This window comes from Lonsdalea iberica, from assembly GCF_002111585.1.
Lineage (GTDB): Bacteria > Pseudomonadota > Gammaproteobacteria > Enterobacterales > Enterobacteriaceae > Lonsdalea > Lonsdalea iberica.
Genome location: NZ_LUTP01000014.1, coordinates 25687 through 45670, shown reverse-complemented (window position 1 = coordinate 45670; position 19984 = coordinate 25687). Strand labels below are relative to the sequence as shown.

The following is a 19984-nucleotide window of genomic DNA, read 5'->3' as shown; positions in this document are numbered from 1 at the left end:
TGGCGCGACTCAATTGGGATTGAATGGAAGGAAATGCGAGTGCTGGAAAATTTGAAAGCGTTCAGGATGGTCGTGGAATATCAGGGATTCAGATCCGCGGCGGTTGCAATGAAAATATCCCCCGCGATGGTGAGCCGACGAATAGAGCGGCTAGAATTCGAAGTAAAAACGCAGCTGATTAAACGTAATTCAAGAACAATATTACTGACTGCGGCCGGAGAGCAATTATATCAACGCTGTCTGTCGATCATTGATGATTACGAATCCTGCATGAGAGATGTGAAAAGCCTTAATGCTGAAGTCAGCGGATGTCTTAAAGTCGGTATTCCCCATTCGATTAATCATTTGCACGTTATTCCCAACCTCAGGAAATTTATCGAGCGCTATCCAAAACTTAAGCTTGAGACGGTGACCGGAAATCACTGTATGGAACTATTCAGCCATGGTTTTGATTTAGCGTTGCACTGTGGCCCGTTGCCTGACAGCAACCTTTACTACTCCCTATTAGGTTACTGGCGAAAACACACCTGCGTTTCGCGCGAATATGTGCAACAGCACGGTATTCCCCGTCACCCGGAAGATTTGCATAGCCACACCTGCCTATTCCATTTCGATAACCATCAGCGCTCATGGAAATTCATCGTCGAGGGTAAAGAAACCGATATTCGGCCTCATTGTACGTCCAGAGTCAGCAATAGTCTGGACCTCTATCAGATGGTGAAAAACGGCCAGGGAATATCTTATCTGCCTGATTTTACAATAAGAGAAAGCATTAACTCCGGCGAAATCATCTCCGTGCTTGATGAATTTATGCCGCCGCCGCTCCCTATGTATGTGGTGTATATCAATCCCCGGCCGTCGCCGAATGAGCAGGCGTTTATCGACTTTATCCGGACGTTAAATTTAGCGACGGTCGAGGGTCCAGCATCCTGAGAGGATGTAATCGTGTCACTGCATCGATTTGGTCAGGCTTCAGGCCGGCGTGGCGAAACCAACGTTCGCTGTCGATCAGCCACTGACTGACCTCCGGTTGTTCGATTTGGCCGAGATCGGAGCTGTACACCACATTGTTCACTCCTGAGAGCACGTCGTACATATCTTCTTCCGTTTGGTAGCCGAGGTAGACGGTAAGCGCGCACTGTTCAACGTAAAGCCAGTCGTAGCTCCCCAGCTCGGCGAGCTCCCGTGAAGAAAATCCGCTGATGGGATTCGCTGGCTGATTGAGCATCAATCGACAACCGCCCGCTTTCTCCACGGCTTCGATCAGGCGCAGAGTTTGGTCCTTCGTCGTATGACCTGATGAGATCACGATATTGTGATGCTGGGCGAACGAAATTAACGCCTTGAGTTCGGCGCGTATTTTCCCATCATCGTCGGTAATGGATAATGGGTGTTTGGAAAATTCACGTGCGTACTCGTTGGCGAAGGTCCGCGACAGCGCGCTACGGTGCGCGGTGCGGACAATCGTCGGCAGGTGTACCAGCAGCCGCGGCGCAGCGTCGAATTGATATTGGCTAAGCGCCTGCTTTACCGTATTCAGGCTCAGGCCGCCGGCCAGCGTATTCAGCACGACGGAGCCAAATACCGGTAATCCCAGCACTTGCATAGCGGTAGCCAGCGCGGATACGCTTCCCAGATGGCTTTTCAGCACCACACCGCCCTTGGCGCCGGCGTACTGCTGACCAGCTTCGAAGGCCGTGCAGCGTCTTCGGTAACTATCCGGACCGGCGTGATAATGAACGTCCAGAAAACGCAATCGCGACGCCCAATAATCGACAAAAGAGCATGTCATGCTTTCGACTCCCACGGCACCGCATAACCGAGCGTGTTTCTTGCCTCCTCCAGTTTTTTTCCCTCTTTGATCGTCCCGAGGATGCGCTGTTCTGTTTTTTCGACATTTTCAGCGCGCAGGATAACCTCCATCAGCCGTTCTCGCGGTATAGCTAATACGCCGTTATCGTCGCCCACGATCCAGTCATCAGGCGCGATCTTCACGCCATGAATAGTCAGTTCACACTGTTTCGCCCTGACGCGCGCGCGATTTTTCCCGGAGACCATGTACACGTTGCAGGCGTACAGGGGGTAATTCATTTTGCGGATATCGGCTATATCTCTGACGGACCCGTGGATCACCGTGCCTGCGATCTTCTGCTGCAGGGCTCGGGTCGTAAGGATATTGCCCCAGCTGGTGCAGTCTGTCCGCCCCTGATTATCGACGACGACGATCGCCCCTTCCGGCACCTCGTCAATGTAATTACCGGCATTCATAAAGGTATTTTTTTCCGGCTCGTAGGCTTCATATTGCACCGTGAAAGCAGGTCCGGCGATTTTCATATTCGATACCTGCGGTTTAATCCCTTGCAGTCCACCGGCGATGTAGAGGCTGTCCATCGCATCGGAGAGGGATGCCGTGTCTAGCGCAAGCAGGCGATCCCGAAGCTTAGTCAATGCGTTCATCGTGTTTTGGTCCATTGTGAATTGTCAGGGTGTTTAATACGCACCAGGCGGCGTATTCCGGGAGCGTTCGCGTCAGCAACGTTTTGTTATACGGGAAGGTTATGCTGTATTGTTTGCCGTCCTGACGGCTAATCGACATCGTCGTGTTTCCCACCAAATTATCGCTGGCAAGCAACTCGGAGAGGGGGGGCGCCACAGCAACCTCAACCTCGGTCGTCAATCCTGTGTCGACGGTGTGGTTTTCATCATGCAGACAGGCCGACAAGGCAGAATCGGCGGTGCGCCAGCGCACGTTGCCAATGTCACGCAACCGCTCCCTGGCAGTCTGGTTGTTTTTGCTGACCAGATACGGGCGGAAGATATCATCGGCGGCAGCAACAATAGATTGCGGCAATGGGCTATGCAGCGGCGTTTCTACCCGTACCAGGATATAGGGGCTTTTCCACAAAAAATGCACATCGCAGTTGGCAGACGGCAGTAATTGCTCGAATTTTGCCCCCACTTCGCTTTCGCTGATGCCGATTAGCATCCAATCATCGTTGTGGCTCGACGCTTCACCTTTATCGGTGAATGACAAATAGTGCTCGAGCATGGGCAACGCCTGGGAAGGGGGGCCGGGCAGCACAACGACCTGAGTGTTCTCCACCGTGACATGGAACCCTGGCGCCGTGCCCGAAGGATTCGGCAATACGCTGGCGCCCGACGGGAACAACGCCTGTAGGCGGTTGGAATCATCATGCTTGACCCCCAGCCTGCGTAACTGTTCCTGAATCGTTATCCAGACATTTTCATGATGAACCAGCGGACGATGGATGGCATTCGCCACGGCCTCGCGGGTTTTATCGTCGGAGGTCGGTCCTAAGCCTCCGCAAACGACGAACAGCGCGTCCTGACCGGCGCTAGCAATAATCAGGTCTCTGATTTGCTGAATATTATCGGCACAGACGGCTTGTGATCGGATGCGATAGTTCGCTGCAACCAACTGTTGGCTAATGTGCTGCTGATTACTATTGAGGTATTGACCGGACAACAGTTCATCTCCGATGGTCAACACGCTGGCCGTTTTGGCGGCGGTCGGCAAGGTGATGGCGCTGATGATCGCTCCCGCCATCTGCTGGGTCGTGGCTATGCCGCCGAGATCGTAGGTCGTCGTTTTCCCTTCGCGGATCACGTGGTCGACGGCCTGGTTTATGCGTTGAGCTTGCTGGCTAAAGCCCAGATATTCCACCATCATGGCGATGGTATAAAACATCGCAGAAGGGTTGGCTTTCCCTTTCCAGGCCATGCCCGGCGCGCTGCCGTGTACGGGTTCAAAGTAGGCGATATCGCTGCCGATATTAGCACTGGGGGCCAGTCCCAGCCCCCCCATAACCCCTGCAGCCAAATCGGATAAAATATCACCGAACATATTTTCAGCGACAATAACTCCGAACTCATGCGGTTTACGCACCAGCCATAACGCCATCGCGTCGATGTTCTGTATATCTGCTGAAATATCAGGAAAACGCGATGCCACCTCATGAAAAACAGTGGCGGCGAAGTGACCGCTTTCACGCATGACATTGGGCTTATCCGCAAACGTCACGCGGTTGAAATGGTGTGCACGCGCGTGATTGAACGCCGCGTCAAACAGGCGCTCCAGTCCGAAACGCGTTTGCAGACGTACCGTCCAGGCGGCTTCATCCAGTCCATATTTTTCCAGGTTAGGATGCTTAAGCCACCCAGAGACATTTGAGCCGACGCCTTTAAAATCCAGCCCGGAATAAAGCCCTTCGGTATTTTCACGGATGACGCAGCAACGGAAAGGTTGTCGATTTCCACCGACATATTTTACCGGGCGGACATTCGCAAAAAGCCCCAGTTTCTGGCGCAGTTGGATGACTGGCGATGTATACGTAATATTTTTATTCTGCAAATGCTCAGGCAGCGCCTGCTGCGCTTCCGCCTTGCCTTTGCTGGTAATCGCGCCCAGCAGCACGGCGTCCGCCTGACTGATTTTTTCCCACGTTTCAGCCGGAATCGGGTCGCCTGCTTTTTTCCAGCACTCCCAACCGATATCTCCCCAACAGAGCTTAATGGGTAAATTGAGCGCGTTAATAACGGGTAATGCCGCTTCACAGACTTCCTGACCGATGCCATCGCCCGGTAAAACAAGAACTTTTTTCATAGACCCTCGATCCATTCTTTGATCACTTGGTTAATGGCGGACCCATTGTCATTCCATGGCCGCATTCCTGCTTCCGGAATACATGCGTAGGTATGCGCGCGATGGCGGCTATGCGTTTGGTTATCCCAAGTGGCCAGCTGGGATTTTTCGCCGACGATGCCGAGATACTTACCGTGGTACTGCGCCATGGCTGGACGCGCGTCTAATTGCAATAAAATAGAAAATCCGGTTTTCATTCTGTCGATAGCCGTTTGTTGCAGGGAATCTGGAATGCGTAGCGTTCCAATCTGTGCGGTGTGGCCTTCGGGGACGACAAACTGATGTAAGGCCTCAATGGCCGAATCTATATGGCCGTTATCCAGCATCGACACGAGATAACCAATACGCTCTTTCAACAGCGGATCCGCATAACCCGGCGCGCTGATGGATATCACGCCAGTCAGGCAATCCAAACGCTGCGACAGCAGTTGAACCAGTGTGCCAGCCATTGCGAATCCCACTAAAAGGAAAGGAGAACGCGAGCGGGAGGCGAGTTCTTGCTGAACGGCCTCGACAGCTTGTTGTGGATTGGCGGTGGGAATGAGAGATAAGGTATCAATAATCGACACGTTGTAGCCTTGACTCGCCAGGAGTGAAACCAGCGGCGCGCAAAATTGTCCGTCGTCCCAAAGAGGCATGACGGGCGCCAGAATAACGGCATCCTTTTTTTTCATACCTGGCTCTCCGCGGTTAATTCTCTAATATGTCTGAATGAGGAAGATGATTTCTGTTTGAGAATATTTTCGACGGAACTTCTGTAATCAGCGCTGAGGTTCGTTAGCCCCATCACCATGTCAAGGACGCTACGTTTAGACGCGGAAAAAAAATCATAAGATTGCAAGCTTTCAACCTGATTGAATACGGTTTCAACATCGTAAGTCACGTCGTTTTTATAGGCATTAAGGAAAGTGAGCCAGGTTTCAAGCGCCAGATTTCCTGACCCTTTTCCCATTCCCGTCAGCGAGCAATCGATAAAAGTGGCCCCAGATTTGATAGCCTCAATGGAGTTTGCCATCGCAAGGCCAAGGTTATCATGCGCGTGAAACCCTATTTTAAGTTTCGTTGAGCATTTAATCATATGCACTAGGTTGGAAACCTGTTCAGGTAGTAAACTTCCGTTAGAGTCGGCCAGGCAAATAATATCAGCACCGGCCGTCTGAGAAAGATTCGCCAGCTCGATTAACCGACTGCTTTTTATCTGGCTGACTCGTACTACATTCATACTGACCTGTATGCCCGCCTTTTTGCAAATTTGCATAGCTCCAGTGCGGGTTGTGGATTGGCCGCTTTGATACACAAGCGCAGCATGCTGACGCCGTGCGCTTTCATTTTTGTAATATCGTCAGTGGTAATATTGTGTGGATGGGCGATAACAACAATCTTGACATTCGGTGCGGATTGATGAATGGCATCGATATATTTATCCGGCGATATTCCTGTTAGTCCAATATTGGGTATCGGTTTGAACGACCCGTTGCGATATCCTATTTCAATCCATTCTACTCCGCTTTCGGTCAGTGTCTTGGCATGTTTGACTGCGTAATTTGCAGGGAAACTAAATCCATTCTGATAACCGCCATCCCGTAAAGTCACATCAATATTGTTGATCATTTTGTTTCACTTTCTTTATTTTTCACATAATTCACAGAGGTCAATTGTCCAAGGAGGTAAATCACAAATCCAGCCACGCAAACTAAAGCAATGATCAGGGCCGTCATTCGAGGAGAATGGGCCGTTATTTTCCCGATAAGAAAAGACGATAGCGCCGCGCTTCCCAACTGCAATGCCCCCATCACACCTGAAGCCGTACCGGATGCCTGCGAATGGGCGGCGATAGCCGAAGCTGTGCCAAGCGGCAGTAAGAAGCCGTTTCCGAAGGTCAGAATAGAGATAGAGATTACGGTGGAAGCTAAGGCATGTGGGCTGAGAAACATTTGTAGCGCAAATATGATGCCGCCGACGACAAAAACCAAATAGCCTTTGCGAAGGGTCGATTCAATACTTTCCGTCCGTGATACTCTTTTTGCCGTTAAATTACCGGCGACATAACTTGCTGATAACAGCACGTAGGTATATCCCACATAAACGGGTGATAATCCCAGTTTGCTTAGCATAAAGGGTGATTCGACAATATAGGCAAAATAAGCGGAATAGGCGAAGCAGGGAATTGCCGCGTAATATAAAAAACTTTTATTGAGTAAAACGTGATAGGTGCTTTTGGCCGACAGTGTCAGGCTGAGACGCTGCCGTTTTTCCGGAGGTAAAGTTTCTTTCAATGAGGTGAAGCATAATACTAGAGTCAGAATAATAAATGCCGTGAGGAAAATAAAGCATGAGTGCCAACCGAAATGCTGTGTTAATACGCCGCCGATCATGGGAGCTATGGCAGGTGACATCCCGACAAAAGGGAAAATAACCAGATATAATTGCGCCGAGGCTTTTTTATCCATCATATCGTTGATGACCGCCCGACTAATGGTAATGCCGGCGCAAGAGCCTATTCCTTGAAGAAGCCGAAGGAACAATAGCTCATTAATGTTCGTGCTATATATTACGGCGATAGTAGATATGAGCCATATAATCCCGCCAGCGATAAGGACTTTCTTTCTTCCCAGACTATCGCTTAATGGGCCGTAAATAAGCTGAGAGAAAGAAACGCCAAATAAGAAAATAGCGATGGCGTTTTGAATCTGTGCTTCGCTGACTTTATAAAACTCGCTCATATTACCGAGCGCGGGAAGAAATATATCTGTGGAGATCAACCCGCCTACAGATAGGCACGCGATCAACACCACCAGGGGCATTGCGAGAGTATTTTTCATTAGACGTTAATAACAATCTATTGTTGGGTAGCTGGAAGATAAATTAAACGGGGAATAACTAAAATCCTTAACTGCTAAACGCACTGTTGCAGATCAGTAAACAGCGGCCGTTTCATCGAGCGACAGAAACCGCCCCTGGGTATATATGGAATCGCCATCGGTGATGTGTTGCGTTGACTGTCGATGCAGACTAAGGCGACGGCGAAGTGCGTTACGAAGCGGTGCGGCCCGCAGTTTCTGTGTATACCGCCGTGAGGCAGCACGGCCTGCTATGCTTAGGATGACGCAAAGGGAGGTGAATCATTATGAAGGCAGAGCATGATTTGGCGTCAATATCGCGTTACCTGCGACGAAATCACGTCCTGACGCTGTGCGCGGGCGATGCCGTCAACCTGTGGTGCGCCAACGCTTTCTACGTTTATGACGCCGAGGTGGCAGCCTTCGATATGATGACCCCGGCGGACACGCGACATGCCCAACTGATGCGGGACTTCCCGCAGGTGGCGGGCACCGTCAGCGATCAGCAGAAAAACGAGATGTTGATTCAGGGCGTGCAGTTCCGGGCCGAGGCCCGCCTGCTGCAAGGCGCGGAGGCTCACGTTGCACGCGATCGTTACAATGCGCGCTTCGCCCATGCTCGACGCTCCAGCGCGCCGCTATGGCGCTTGACGTTGACGGAACTGAAGATGACCGATAACCGGCTCAGATTTGGCGCCTGTTTACTGTGGCAGCGGGAGGTTGTAGACGCGGATTCACGATGACGCTTCAACGCAGGCGATGGATGACCTGATTGCTGCTGCCGCGCCAGATTAGCGAGGGATCCTTCAAATCCTGTACAAATTTACCGTCCACCAGCACGTTGATGAGGTCTACTACCTGACGCTGCTCCGGCGTCAGATCCGCCAGCACATATCCTGTCCAAATCCAGATATCCTTGCCCTCGCACTCGCGGCGAATACGTTGCACCAGACGCAAAATGTCCGGCACGTTCTGCGGATGCAGCGGATCGCCGCCGGAGAGCGTTACGCCCTGACGCGGGATGTCGGTGTCTTGCAGATCGGCGATGATCCGATCCTCCTCAAGCTGCGTAAATGGCTGACCGGCGCTGAGACGCCAGGTCGTTTTGTTGTAGCAGCCTGGACATTGATGTTCGCACCCCGCGACAAACAGCGTGCAGCGTGTGCCGGGTCCATTGACGACATCCACGGGGTAGTACTGAAGATAATTCATCACGGTGTCCCTATCCGGGGTCGTCCGGAGACGGCCTGACTTGATATGCGAGTGGTTCGAATCTTAAGACGACTGCGTATTGGCGCTTGATGCGCCGCAGGGAGAGTCAGCGCCTGACCGCGGCGTAAATGTATCGGTCAGGCGCTGAGAACGCGGGGGTTAACCCAGCTGTCCGTTGGCCAGGTGTTTGATTCTGCGTTTCACTTCTTCCTGCTTGCCCGCGTTAAACGGACGCGCGTCCGGGCTGCCCAGATAGCCGCATACACGGCGGGTGACGGAAACACGGGAGGAGTCGTGGTTCCCGCATTTCGGGCAGGTGAAACCTTTGCTGGTGCAGGCGAACTCGCCGGTGAAGCCGCACTCGTAGCATTCGTCGATCGGCGTATTGGTGCCGTAATAAGGGACGCGGCTATAGCTGTAATCCCAGACGTCTTCCAACGCTTTCAGGTTGTGCTGCAGGTTGGGGTATTCGCCGTAACAGATGAAGCCGCCGTTCGCCAACGCCGGGTAGGGCGCTTCGAAATTGATTTTTTCGTACGGGTTCACTTTCTTCTCAACGTCGAGATGGAAGCTGTTGGTGTAATAGCCTTTATCGGTGACGCCCGGGACCACGCCGAACTCCGAGGTATCCAGACGGCAAAAGCGGTCGCACAGGTTCTCGCTCGGCGTGCTGTACAGGCTGAAACCGTAGCCGGTTTCTTCTTTCCAGCGGTCGGTCGCCGCTTTGAGATGCGCCACGATTGCGACGGCTTTTTCACGCAGCGTTTCGTCGTCGAAGAGGTGTTTCTCGTTGCCGAACAGCGCATTGATGGTTTCATGCACGCCGATATAGCCGAGAGATATGGACGCGCGGCCGTTCTTAAAGATTTCAGCGACATTGTCGTCGGCTTTCAGGCGTACGCCGCAGGCGCCTTCCATATAGAGGATGGGCGCGACGCGCGCTTTCACGTTTTCCAGGCGCGCCACCCGGGTCATCAGCGCTTTCTTCGCCAGTTCCAGTCGCTGGTCGAGCAATGTCCAGAACTGCGACTCATCCCCTTTGGCTTCCAGGGCGATGCGCGGCAGGTTCAGGCTGATCACGCCGAGATTGTTGCGGCCGTCGTGGATCTGCTCGCCGTTCTCTTCATAGACGTTGAGGAAGCTGCGGCAGCCCATCGGCGTCTTGAATGAACCGGTGACTTTTACCACCTGATCGTAGTTCAGAATATCCGGGTACATGCGTTTGCTGGCGCACTCCAGCGCCAGCTGTTTGATGTCGTAGCTTGGGTCGCCCGGTTTGTGGTTGAGACCGTCGCGCACGGCGAAGACCAACTTCGGGAATACGGCGGTTTTGCGATTTTTACCCAGCCCGGCGATGCGATTGCGAAGGATGGATTCCTGAATCAGGCGAGACTCCCAACTGGTGCCTAGCCCGAAGCCGAAGGTGACGAACGGGGTCTGACCGTTGGCGGTGTGCAGCGTGTTGACTTCGTATTCCAGCGACTGGAAGGCGTCATAACACTCTTTTTCGGTGCGGCTGTGCGCATAGCGTTCGGCATCGGGGATATTCCACTCTTCCGCCACGGCCTGATGCTTCTTGTAACTGGCGGCGACGAACGGGGCCAGAATTTCGTCAATGCGGTTGATGGTGGTGCCGCCGTAAATATGGCTGGCGACCTGCGCGATGATCTGGGCGGTGACCGCTGTCGCGGTGGAGATAGAGCGAGGCGGCTCGATCTCGGCGTTGCCCATCTTGAACCCCTGAGTCAGCATTCCGTTCAGGTCGATCAGCATGCAGTTGAACATAGGGAAGAACGGCGAATAATCCAGGTCGTGGTAGTGAATTTCGCCACGCTCATGCGCCAGTACCACGTCACGCGGCAGGATATGCAACTTGGCATAGTGTTTGGCGACGATACCGGCCAGCAGGTCGCGCTGAGTCGGGATCACCTTGCTGTCTTTATTGGCGTTCTCATTCAGCAGGGAAACGTTGCTCTGTTCGACCAGACCTCGGATTTCCTGCGTCAGGCGTCCCTGACGCTCGCGCGAGACGTCGCGATCGTGGCGATATTCGATATAGGCGCGGGCGACGGGTTTGTAGTTGCTCGACATCAGCAGGTTTTCGACCGCGTCCTGTATTTCGCGGATTTCGACGCGAGAGCGATCCTGCATCTGCGCGGTGACGGCGGCCGCCACGGTGGCGCAAAAATCGAGATCGTCAACGCCCGTAGCGCTGGCGGCTCGTTCCACCGCCTCACGGATACGAATTTCATCAAAAGGTACCTGACAGCCGTTCCGTTTAATCACCACTGGTTTCACGTTCGCGTCCTCATTAATGTCTGTGCAGTAGTTATCCACAGGCACAACCACGTCGCGTAAGGGCTGCACGAGGTTGTGGATGATTTTGTGGATAAACGCTATATGTAGGTCTAATTAAGAGTATAGACACTATATATTGAATTTTGCCAAGCGGGATTATAGTGATTTTGATTGGGAGGTTTATCTCCAATTTCATGCTGCGGTTGATGCAGAACAAAGAAATTTCAAAACAGCTTAAATTAGAGACGAATAGCGTGATGCCTTTTTTGTAAACGTTCGACATGGCGTTGGAAACCCTGTTTAAACGCCCAAAAAGGCATTAAAAAAATAGGGTTTTTGGTCCTTTGTCAGCCGTTTTTTTAACGACTGTTTTCCCATGTGGATTCGTCACGTAGCCTGGCCCTTGAGCGCACGCTTTTTGCATGTGTCGCGGAACACATTTCCGGGCCGCTCGTGTTCTACATGGGTGACGTTGTTGCGCTATGGACTGAATTTTTCCCCCGGTCTGTGTGCCGGAGGAAAAGGCGCTTCTTCCCGTATGCTTGTAGGTCGCGGAGGGCTTACCGTATTGCCGTTGGGAGGGCGCGCACGGCGGCAAGGCGGAACAGATGTAAGGCGTAGAAGCTCTCCCGATTTTTAGCTATCAAGGCTTCTAGACATCTATACGACTTTTTTTGTAAGGTGGACCCCCATTTTTTCAGTTTCGCTGAGTAAGGAAGGACGATGTCAAAGAACGTGCTGATTCTGGACGGCGGCATGGGCCGTGAACTGGCGCGCATTGGCGCGCCTTTCCGCCAACCCGAGTGGTCGGCTTTAGCGCTGCTGGAGTCTCCGCAACATGTACGACAAGTGCACGATAGCTATATCGCCGCCGGATCGCAGGTCATCACCGCGAACAGCTACGCCATCGTGCCGTTCCATCTTGGCGATGATCGATTTCATCAGCGCGGCCATGAACTGGCGGCGCTGGCGGGAAAGCTGGCGCGTGAAGCGGCGGACGCCGCGCCACACTCCGTGCGAGTCGCCGGTTCGCTGCCTCCGGCGCTGGGCTCCTATCGTCCCGATCTGTTTTCCGCCGACGCCGCTGCGCCTATTTTACGGGTGTTGATAGACGCCCTTGATCCCTATGTTGACGTCTGGCTGGCTGAAACCCAGGGTTCACTGGCGGAGGTGACGCTGGTGCGTCAATTGCTGGCGGACGACCCGCGCGAACTATGGCTTTCTTTCACGCTACAGGACGAATTGGATGAGCAGGGCCGCGCACGATTGCGTTCCGGTGAGACGATCGCCGAGGCGGCCGAAGGCGCCATTGCGCTAGGCGCCGCCAATCTGCTGTTCAACTGTAGTCGTCCGGAAGTCATGGCCCCCGCCGTTGCGGAGGCTCGTGCTCAGTTTAGCGCGCAGGGCGCGACCATCGGCATCGGCGTGTACGCCAACGCATTTGAGCCGGAAGATAATCGCCGCGAAGCGAATGACGGCCTCAGCCGACTGCGCGCCGATACGCATCCTGAAGGGTATCAGCAGTGGGCCGCCGAATGGGTGGCGCAGGGCGCGACGCTGGTCGGCGGTTGCTGCGGCATTGGTCCCGAACATATTGCCCGCCTGGCGCAGGCATTGCCGCACCGGGACTAAACCCCGATCGGCGTCTATAACGATAATAACCTCTCGCCACGCGCAGGGGACTACAGGGGAATACATCATGAATCGTCGTCACTTTATCAAGAACGCCTGCGCGCTTTCGGTGGCTACCGCCACCGCGGGCTGGCCGCTCGGCCAGGCGTGGGGCGCGGACGCGACCGAAACGCCGAAGAAAGGCGGCCATTTGGTCGTCGGCGTAGATAACGCTTCCAGCACCGATCGCCTCGATCCGGCATTTTGGTTCGAAACCTACATGTATTTTGTCGGCTCCCAGTTGTTTAATAATCTGGTCGAGCTGGATGAGCGCGGTGAACTCAGCCCGTCGCTGGCGGAGTCCTGGGATAGCCAAGAGGGCGGCCGCGTCTGGGTGCTGAAAATCCGGCAGGGCGTACAGTTCCATGATGGACGCACGCTGACCGCCAAAGACGTCATCTATTCGCTGAATCATCACCGCAGCGCAGTCTCTAGCTCGTCGGTGAAAGGCTATCTGGAGCCGGTCACGGCGCTGGAAGCGACCGGCACGCACGAAGTGACGATCCGACTCAATGCGCCGAACGTTGAGTTCGTGGCGCTGCTGAGCGATGTGCATTTCGCCATCACGCCGGAAAACGAATCGTTCGATAAAGGCATCGGCACCGGCGCTTTCGTTCTGGAAAGCTTCCAGCCCGGCGTGCGCACGTTGGTCAAACGCAACCCGAATCACTGGAACAGCGCGCGCGGCCACGTCGACTCGGTCGAAACGCTGGCGATGAACGACTCCACGGCCCGCGTCGCGTCGTTGGCGAGCGGTTCCGCGCATCTCATCAACCGCGTCAATCCGCGCATCGTCGGTCGTATCGAGAAGATGCCGAATCTACAGCTGCTGCGGTCGCACGACAGCCAGATCTTCACGTTCCCCGGCCTCGGCAGCCTGCCGCCGTTCACCTCGCAGGACGGTCGACTGGCGCTTAAATACGCGATCGATCGCCAGCAGATCATCGACACCGTGCTGGGCGGTTATGGCACCGTCGCCAACGATAACCCGGTGTTCCCTTCTAGCCGCTACTTTGCGAAAGACATCCCGCAGCGCCCGTACGACCCGGAAAAGGCCAAATGGCACTGGCAGAAAGCCGGTTTTGATGGACCGCTGGTGCTGTCCGTCGCCGATGCGGGCTTCCCCGGCGCGGTGGATGCGGGCCAGCTCTATCAGGCTTCCGCTCAGCGAGCGGGAATTCCATTGAAGGTGGAGCGTGTACCGGACGACGCGTTCTGGGACAATGTGTGGATGAAGAAGCCGTTCGTGTCTTCGAACTGGTCTATGCGTCCGACGACGGATGCGTTGCTGTCGCTGGTGTTCACCAGCGGTGCGCCGTGGAACGAATCCGGCTGGAAAGAGCCGTCTTTCGACCAACTGGTGCAGTCGGCCCGTGGTGAAGTCAACGAAGACAAACGCCGTCAGATTTATCATGATATTCAGCTGATGCTGGTGGAAAAGGGCAGCGAAATCATTCCGCTGTATGCCGACTCTCTCGACGCTTGCAGCCAACGCGTTAAAGGGCTGACGGCAATTCCTGGCTTCCCGCTGAGCGGCAACCGCGCCGCAGAAAAATTGTGGCTGGCATAAGGATTGCTCGGCCGATAGGTGAGATAAGATGAGCGTGCTTGATAGCGTAAGTGCCCGCATGCCGCTGCTGACGATGATTTTGCGTCGTTTGCTGGCGGGCGGGGTGATGATTGTGGTGGTGTCGGCGCTGATTTTCGCCGGGATCCAGCTGTTGCCGGGGAATGCGGCGACCGCCATCCTGGGACAGACGGCCACGCCGGACGCCGTGAAGGCGCTCAATCTTCAGCTCGGGCTGGATCAACCAGCGTTGGCGCGCTATGTCAGCTGGTTGTCGGGTATCGCCCACGGCGATTTCGGTCATAGCTTTACCAGCCGCCAGCCGGTCGGACCCGTGTTGGCTTATCGGCTCGAAAACACGCTATTTCTGGCCGCCTGCACGTCAGCGGTCGCGGTGCCGCTGGCGCTGCTCATCGGCTTTCTATCGGTGCGTTATCAGGGCAGCTGGCTCGATCAACTGCTTAACCTGTTTACCCGCACGGCGGTGGCGTTGCCGGAGTTTTTTTCGGGCTATCTGCTTATCCTCGTGTTTTCTATCACGCTATATTGGCTACCGAGCAACAGCAGCGTGAATGAGGGGATGCCGTTCGCGGACCGCGTAACCGCCGTCGCGCTGCCCGCCATGACGCTGTTGCTGGCGGTACTGGGTCATATGAGCAACATGACGCGCGCCGCGCTCATCAGCGCCCAGAATGCCGCGTATGTCGATACCGCGCTGCTGAAAGGGCTGTCGCCTTCCGGCATCCTCTTGCGCCACGTGCTGCCCAACGCCTGGGGGCCAATCATTAACGTGATCGTGTTGAATCTGGCCTACCTAATGGTGGGCGTGGTGATTGTGGAAAATGTGTTTGTGTATCCCGGACTGGGACAGTACATGGTCGACAGCATCAGCAAACGCGATATTCCGGTGATCCAGGACTGCGCATTGGTGCTGGCCGCTATTTATATTCTGCTAAACCTGCTGGCGGACGTGGTCGCGTTGATGGCCAATCCGCGTTTACGCCATTCCCGGCAGTCGAACTGATGAACCCGCGCGGTACGACCCGCAACAGGGTCCCGATGGTAATGGATAAGAGTACATGCCTCCTGTGAAACCTTCCGTTGTACTCGGCCTGTCAGGGCTGAGCCTGTTTATTCTGGTGGCCGTTTTCGCCCCCTGGATTGCGCCTTTTCCAGCCGATCAGGTGATCGGCGGCGCATGGTTAGGGCCGATGGATCGCGCATGGCTAGGCACCGATAATTTGGGCCGCGACCTGTTTTCCCGACTGATTTGGGGGACGAGGACGTCGCTGACCGTGACGGCGCTGGCGGCCGCGTTGGCGTTTGTTCTCGGCACGCTGCTTGGCTTTCTTGCCGGGGTATGCGGCGGCGTGGTCGATCAAATCATCTCGCGCGTCAACGATGTGCTGATGGCGATCCCGACGCTAATCCTGGCGCTGGTGGTGCTGGCGCTGCTCCCGAAAAGCCTGTTCGTCATTATCGTTGTGCTGGGCGTGCTCGAAGCGACTCAGGTACTGCGCGTGGCGCGGGCGCTGGCGGTCGATCTGGCGACGCAGGAGTTTATCGAAGCCGCGCGGATGCGCGGTGAATCAATGCGCTGGATCCTGTGGCGGGAAATCTTGCCGAATGCGCTGACCACGCTGATCGCGGAGTTCGCGTTGCGTTTTATTTTCATTCTGCTGTTCCTCTCCGCGTTGTCGTTTCTGGGGATGGGCATCCAGCCGCCGACCGCCGATTGGGGCGGGCTGGCGCGGGATAATAAAGATGGCATTCTGTTTGGCGTCTGGGCCGCGCTGGTGCCGGGCGCGGCGATAGCGCTGCTGGCGATATCGCTCAGCGTGGTGGCCGACTGGCTGTTGAGTCGCGACGGCCGTCGCTGGCAGGGAGGTCGACATGGGTGAGCTGCTGCGAGTCGACGCATTAAAAGTGGTGGCGGGGGACAGCACGCTGGTTCAGGACATCTCGTTCTCGCTGAAAAAAGGCGAGGTGCTGGGGCTGATTGGCGAGTCCGGTGCGGGCAAGTCCACCATTGGTCAGGCGATTCTCGGTCACTGCCGCCACGGGATGCAGATTCAGGGTGGTCATATCTGGTACCAGGGAACCGATCTGGCGGCGTTGTCGGAACGCCAGCTGCGCCGGGTGCGCGGTCCCCGCATCGCTTACGTTGCGCAGTCCGCCAGCACGGCCTTCAATCCGGCCCGTAAGATCGGTGAGCAGGTGATCGAAACAGCGGTGCGTCACCGCGTGATGTCGCGTCGGCAGGCGATAGAACGGGCGATGACGCTGTTCGCTCAGCTGTCGTTGCCGGATCCGTCGAGCTTCTTCCAGCGTTATCCGCATCAGGTGTCCGGCGGGCAGTTGCAGCGGGCGATGATCGCGATGGCGATGTGCGCGGGACCGGATCTGATTATCTTTGATGAACCGACGACGGCGCTGGACGTCACGACCCAACTGGGCGTGCTCAAAGCGATCGACGACATCATCCGCATGACCGGAGTGGCGGCACTCTACATCAGTCATGACCTGGCGGTGGTGGCGCAGTTGAGTCAGCGCATCATGGTGCTGCGCCGTGGTCGGCAGGTGGAAGTCGGCGCGACGGAGGCGATTCTGGCGCGCCCGACGCAGGAGTACACCCGTCAGCTGTTGCAGGCGCGCGGCGAACCCAAAATGGCGCAGCCGGATGAGGGCGAGGTTCTGCTGGACATCGAGCAGTTAGAGGCGCGCTATCAGCGTCAGCCGGTGCTGCAGGACATTTCGCTGCGTTTGGCGCGCGGGCGTACGCTGGCGGTGATTGGTGAGTCCGGCTCGGGCAAATCGACGCTCGGGCGGACGGTGTGTGGATTACTGGCGCCCAGCCGAGGAGATATCCGACTGCGGGGAGAAACGCTGCCCGCGACGTTGGCGAAACGTAGCCGACGACAGCTGCAGTCTATTCAGATGATTCACCAGCACCCGGACATGGCGCTGAATCCGCGTCTCTCTGTGAGCGTGCAGATCGAGCGAGCGATGGTCTGCCTGACGGATCTTGGCCTCGCCGCACGCCGCGCGCGTGTTAATGCGTTGCTCGAGCAGGTCGGGCTGTCCGCCGACATTGCTCAGCGTCTGCCCACGTCGCTCTCGGGCGGCCAGAAGCAGCGTGTCTGCATCGCCCGCGCGCTGGCCGCTCAGCCGGCACTGATTATCTGTGATGAACCGACGTCCGCGCTGGACCCGCTGGTGGCTCGCGATGTGTTGGCGCTGCTGCGTCGGATCCAGCAGGAAACCGGCGTTTCTTACCTGTTCATTACGCATGATTTGCATGTGGTGCGGGAAGTCGCGGACAGCGTCGCGGTGTTGCGTCAGGGGCGGATAGTCCGTCAGGGACGAGTAGAGGAAGCGCTGTCGTCGCCACTCGACGACTACACCCGCAAGTTGCTGATCGCCGTACCAGAGATGCGCTGCGGTTGGCTGCAGGAAGTAATGGCGGAGAACGAGAGCGACGCCAATTAAGGGATGTGTGCGTTTCCGCGCCGCTATTCTAAACGACTTCGAAAGGTCGATACCCTGACTCGGAGATCAAAAAAGACGCGCCTTTCGGGTCGCGTCTTTTTTACTGGCAAGCGTGCGGCGCTTAGCGGCGAACGGCAATGGCCTCGATTTCGATTTTCACGTCTTTCGGCAGGCGTGCTACTTCCACGCAGGAGCGGGCCGGGAACGGGGCATCGTTTTCATTGAAGAAAGCTTCGTAAGTCGCGTTCACCGTCGCAAAGTCGTTCAGGTCTTTGACGAATACCGTCATTTTCACCACGTCGCTCACCTTCAGATCGGCGGCTTCAACGATGGCTTTGACGTTTTCCAGCGACTGACGCGCCTGCGCGGAAACGTCATCGGGAACCAAACCGGTTTTAGGATCGACTGGGATCTGACCCGAGGTGAGTACCATGTTGCCCAGATCAACGGCCTGAACATAAGGACCGATAGCGGCGGGAGCGTGTTCCGTACTGATAATGCGAGACATGTTTTCTCCTGATTGAGTCCGAATGAGTGCTTGCAGCATTCATTATTCCTGAAACGTAACCTCATTCTACCCCGCGAGACGCTTCACGAGGCAATAGGTTTCTGATATCAGCTCGCTCAGCGGCTGTTCAGCACCGCCTGACGTTCAAACTCTTTTTCGCAGTATTTGCACTTCAGCAGCACTTCGTTTTCGTGAGATTTTACGGTGAAGGAAGAGGTGACCGGTTCGCTGCGGCTGATGCAGTTGCTGTTCGGGCAGGTCAGGATGCCGTGGACATGCTCAGGGAGTTGGGGATGCAGCTTGCGTACGACGTTGTATTGGTCGATCTGGTTGACGGTCGCCTGTGGCGCGTACATCGCCAACTGATTGGCCTGTTCTTCCGTCAGGAACACGTTTTCGATCTTGATCAGATCTTTGCGGCCCAGCTCGTTGGACGGCAGATTCAGACCGATGGTGATGCGCTGGTCGGTGTCGGTGAACTTGAACAGGGTGAGCAGCTTGAAGCCGATTTGCGCCGGAATGTGGTCGATCACCGTACCGCGTTTGATGGCTTCCACCTGTAATTTGTTGTCGTGAGTCATGTGTCTTCCTCTCTTACAGAACCAATTCGCTGTTCAGCACCAGGGCCAGCAGGGCCTGACGCGCGAAAATGCCGTTGCCGGCCTGCTGGAAATAGTAGGCGTAGGGCGTGCCGTCGACGTCGGTGGTGATTTCATCGATACGTGGCAGGGGGTGCAGCACTTTCAGATTCGCGCGCGCCTCGGCGAGATCTGCGGCATGCAGGATGTACTGCGCTTTGATATTGATGTATTCGGATGGATCAAGCCGCTCCTTCTGGACGCGCGTCATGTAGAGGATATCCAGCTCCGGCACGACTTCTTCGATGCTGTTATGCAGACTATAAGGAATGTTCCGGTCGTCCAGCATTTTTAAAATATAGTCCGGCATGGCCAGCGCATCGGGCGCGATGAAGTAGAAGCGGTTGCCCTCGAACTTGGCTAGCGCCTGTGTCAGTGAGTGAACGGTGCGACCATATTTCAGGTCCCCGACCATAGCGATGTTGATGTTATCCAACCGCCCCTGAGTCTCTTGGATCGTAAACAGGTCGAGCAGCGTTTGGGAGGGATGCTGATTGGCGCCGTCGCCGGCATTAAGGACGGGGATGCCATGAGAGAACTCCGCTGCCAGACGAGCCGCGCCTTCCTGAGGATGGCGCATCACGATGGCGTCCACATAGTTGCTGACCACGGAAATGGTGTCCGCCAGCGTCTCGCCTTTTTTTCCGAGCGACGTGTTGCTGCTGTCGGCGAAGCCCACCACGGAGGCGCCCAGACGGTGCATGGCGGTTTCGAACGAAAGACGGGTGCGCGTGGACGCCTCGAAGAAGCAGCTGGCAATCACTTTATGTTTCAACAGCTCGGGCTGCGGGGTGGCTTTCAGGCTGGCGGCGACTTTCAGCGTCAGCAGCAGATCGTCCCGGCTGAGGTCGTTGATTGAGATAATGTGTCTTTTATAAAGCGGATTGACCATTTGGCTATTCTCCTAACGGTTCGGCACGGTCTACAGGTTGGCGGCCTGACGCCCTTTTCGACAGACAAAAAAAAGCCCCTCAACGAGGGGCTTTTTTCAATGAAATAGGATGTACGGGGAGGAAAAACGCGGCGTGGCTGCCAGAAGGCAGTTGCGGTTGATGACCGACAAAGTTGGCTGCGTTGAACATGATTCCTCCCGGCAAA

19 protein-coding genes are annotated in these 19984 nt (G+C 55.5%); 7 read left to right on the top strand and 12 right to left on the bottom strand.

Annotated features, from left to right (window positions below; genetic code table 11):
- Positions 1-33 precede the first annotated feature (33 nt).
- Positions 34-933 (top strand): LysR family transcriptional regulator, encoded by a 900-nt coding sequence (locus tag AU511_RS07580; protein ID WP_254900213.1) that lies wholly within the window; start codon positions 34-36, stop codon positions 931-933.
- On the opposite strand, the gene AU511_RS07575 is transcribed toward AU511_RS07580, so the two are convergent.
- The 7 genes from AU511_RS07575 to AU511_RS07550 are packed head-to-tail and all read right to left on the bottom strand — an operon-like array spanning position 887 to position 7485.
- On the bottom strand, positions 887-1792 hold the full coding sequence (locus AU511_RS07575) for a DUF6282 family protein (RefSeq protein ID WP_094109282.1): 906 nt from the start codon (positions 1790-1792) through the stop codon (positions 887-889). The genes AU511_RS07580 and AU511_RS07575 overlap by 47 nt on opposite strands.
- Complete coding sequence (locus AU511_RS07570) at positions 1789-2457, bottom strand: RraA family protein (protein ID WP_240503791.1); 669 nt, start codon at positions 2455-2457, stop codon at positions 1789-1791. Before AU511_RS07570 ends, AU511_RS07575 begins: the two co-directional genes overlap by 4 nt.
- Positions 2441-4624: an isocitrate/isopropylmalate dehydrogenase family protein gene (locus AU511_RS07565; protein ID WP_094109280.1), complete on the bottom strand. Its 2184-nt coding sequence runs from the start codon at positions 4622-4624 to the stop codon at positions 2441-2443. Before AU511_RS07565 ends, AU511_RS07570 begins: the two co-directional genes overlap by 17 nt.
- Complete coding sequence (locus AU511_RS07560) at positions 4621-5337, bottom strand: alpha/beta fold hydrolase (protein WP_094109279.1); 717 nt, start codon at positions 5335-5337, stop codon at positions 4621-4623. Before AU511_RS07560 ends, AU511_RS07565 begins: the two co-directional genes overlap by 4 nt.
- Positions 5334-5885, bottom strand: a complete 552-nt coding sequence (locus tag AU511_RS17715; protein WP_240503790.1) for a beta/alpha barrel domain-containing protein — start codon at positions 5883-5885, stop codon at positions 5334-5336. Before AU511_RS17715 ends, AU511_RS07560 begins: the two co-directional genes overlap by 4 nt.
- The gene (locus AU511_RS17710; protein ID WP_240503789.1) at positions 5882-6274 is read right to left on the bottom strand and encodes a beta/alpha barrel domain-containing protein; all 393 of its coding nucleotides are present in this window, start codon (positions 6272-6274) and stop codon (positions 5882-5884) included. The genes AU511_RS17715 and AU511_RS17710 overlap by 4 nt, the downstream gene beginning before the upstream one ends.
- Positions 6271-7485 (bottom strand): multidrug effflux MFS transporter, encoded by a 1215-nt coding sequence (locus tag AU511_RS07550; protein ID WP_094109278.1) that lies wholly within the window; start codon positions 7483-7485, stop codon positions 6271-6273. The genes AU511_RS17710 and AU511_RS07550 overlap by 4 nt, the downstream gene beginning before the upstream one ends.
- Positions 7486-7790: 305 nt before the next feature.
- On the opposite strand from AU511_RS07550, the gene AU511_RS07545 reads away from it, so the two are divergent.
- Positions 7791-8246: a YhbP family protein gene (locus tag AU511_RS07545; protein WP_094109277.1), complete on the top strand. Its 456-nt coding sequence runs from the start codon at positions 7791-7793 to the stop codon at positions 8244-8246.
- A gap of 4 nt (positions 8247-8250) precedes the next feature.
- On the opposite strand, the gene nrdG is transcribed toward AU511_RS07545, so the two are convergent.
- On the bottom strand, positions 8251-8715 hold the full coding sequence (nrdG, locus tag AU511_RS07540; RefSeq protein WP_094109276.1) for an anaerobic ribonucleoside-triphosphate reductase-activating protein: 465 nt from the start codon (positions 8713-8715) through the stop codon (positions 8251-8253).
- A gap of 159 nt (positions 8716-8874) precedes the next feature.
- The gene (nrdD, locus tag AU511_RS07535; RefSeq protein WP_094100772.1) at positions 8875-11013 is read right to left on the bottom strand and encodes an anaerobic ribonucleoside-triphosphate reductase; all 2139 of its coding nucleotides are present in this window, start codon (positions 11011-11013) and stop codon (positions 8875-8877) included.
- A gap of 723 nt (positions 11014-11736) precedes the next feature.
- Between nrdD and AU511_RS07530 the strand changes: the two genes are divergently transcribed.
- From AU511_RS07530 to AU511_RS07510, 5 genes are all read left to right on the top strand, one after another.
- Positions 11737-12645: a homocysteine S-methyltransferase family protein gene (locus AU511_RS07530; RefSeq protein ID WP_094109275.1), complete on the top strand. Its 909-nt coding sequence runs from the start codon at positions 11737-11739 to the stop codon at positions 12643-12645.
- A 67-nt stretch (positions 12646-12712) separates the two neighbouring features.
- The gene (locus AU511_RS07525) at positions 12713-14254 is read left to right on the top strand and encodes an ABC transporter substrate-binding protein (protein WP_094109274.1); all 1542 of its coding nucleotides are present in this window, start codon (positions 12713-12715) and stop codon (positions 14252-14254) included.
- 28 nt (positions 14255-14282) lie between these two features.
- Complete coding sequence (locus AU511_RS07520; RefSeq protein ID WP_094100769.1) at positions 14283-15275, top strand: ABC transporter permease; 993 nt, start codon at positions 14283-14285, stop codon at positions 15273-15275.
- Between the two features lie 55 nt (positions 15276-15330).
- Complete coding sequence (locus AU511_RS07515; protein WP_094100768.1) at positions 15331-16152, top strand: ABC transporter permease; 822 nt, start codon at positions 15331-15333, stop codon at positions 16150-16152.
- Complete coding sequence (locus tag AU511_RS07510) at positions 16145-17740, top strand: ABC transporter ATP-binding protein (RefSeq protein ID WP_094109273.1); 1596 nt, start codon at positions 16145-16147, stop codon at positions 17738-17740. The genes AU511_RS07515 and AU511_RS07510 overlap by 8 nt, the downstream gene beginning before the upstream one ends.
- A gap of 121 nt (positions 17741-17861) precedes the next feature.
- Here the strand turns inward: AU511_RS07510 and ridA are convergent, their stop codons facing one another.
- The 3 genes from ridA to pyrB form a co-directional block, all read right to left on the bottom strand.
- Positions 17862-18248 (bottom strand): 2-iminobutanoate/2-iminopropanoate deaminase, encoded by a 387-nt coding sequence (ridA, locus tag AU511_RS07505; RefSeq protein WP_094100766.1) that lies wholly within the window; start codon positions 18246-18248, stop codon positions 17862-17864.
- 116 nt (positions 18249-18364) lie between these two features.
- Entirely contained in the window at positions 18365-18829 is a 465-nt protein-coding gene (pyrI, locus tag AU511_RS07500; RefSeq protein WP_094100765.1) for an aspartate carbamoyltransferase regulatory subunit, read from the bottom strand.
- Between the two features lie 13 nt (positions 18830-18842).
- Positions 18843-19778: an aspartate carbamoyltransferase gene (gene pyrB / locus AU511_RS07495; protein WP_094100764.1), complete on the bottom strand. Its 936-nt coding sequence runs from the start codon at positions 19776-19778 to the stop codon at positions 18843-18845.
- Positions 19779-19984: the final 206 nt, after the last annotated feature.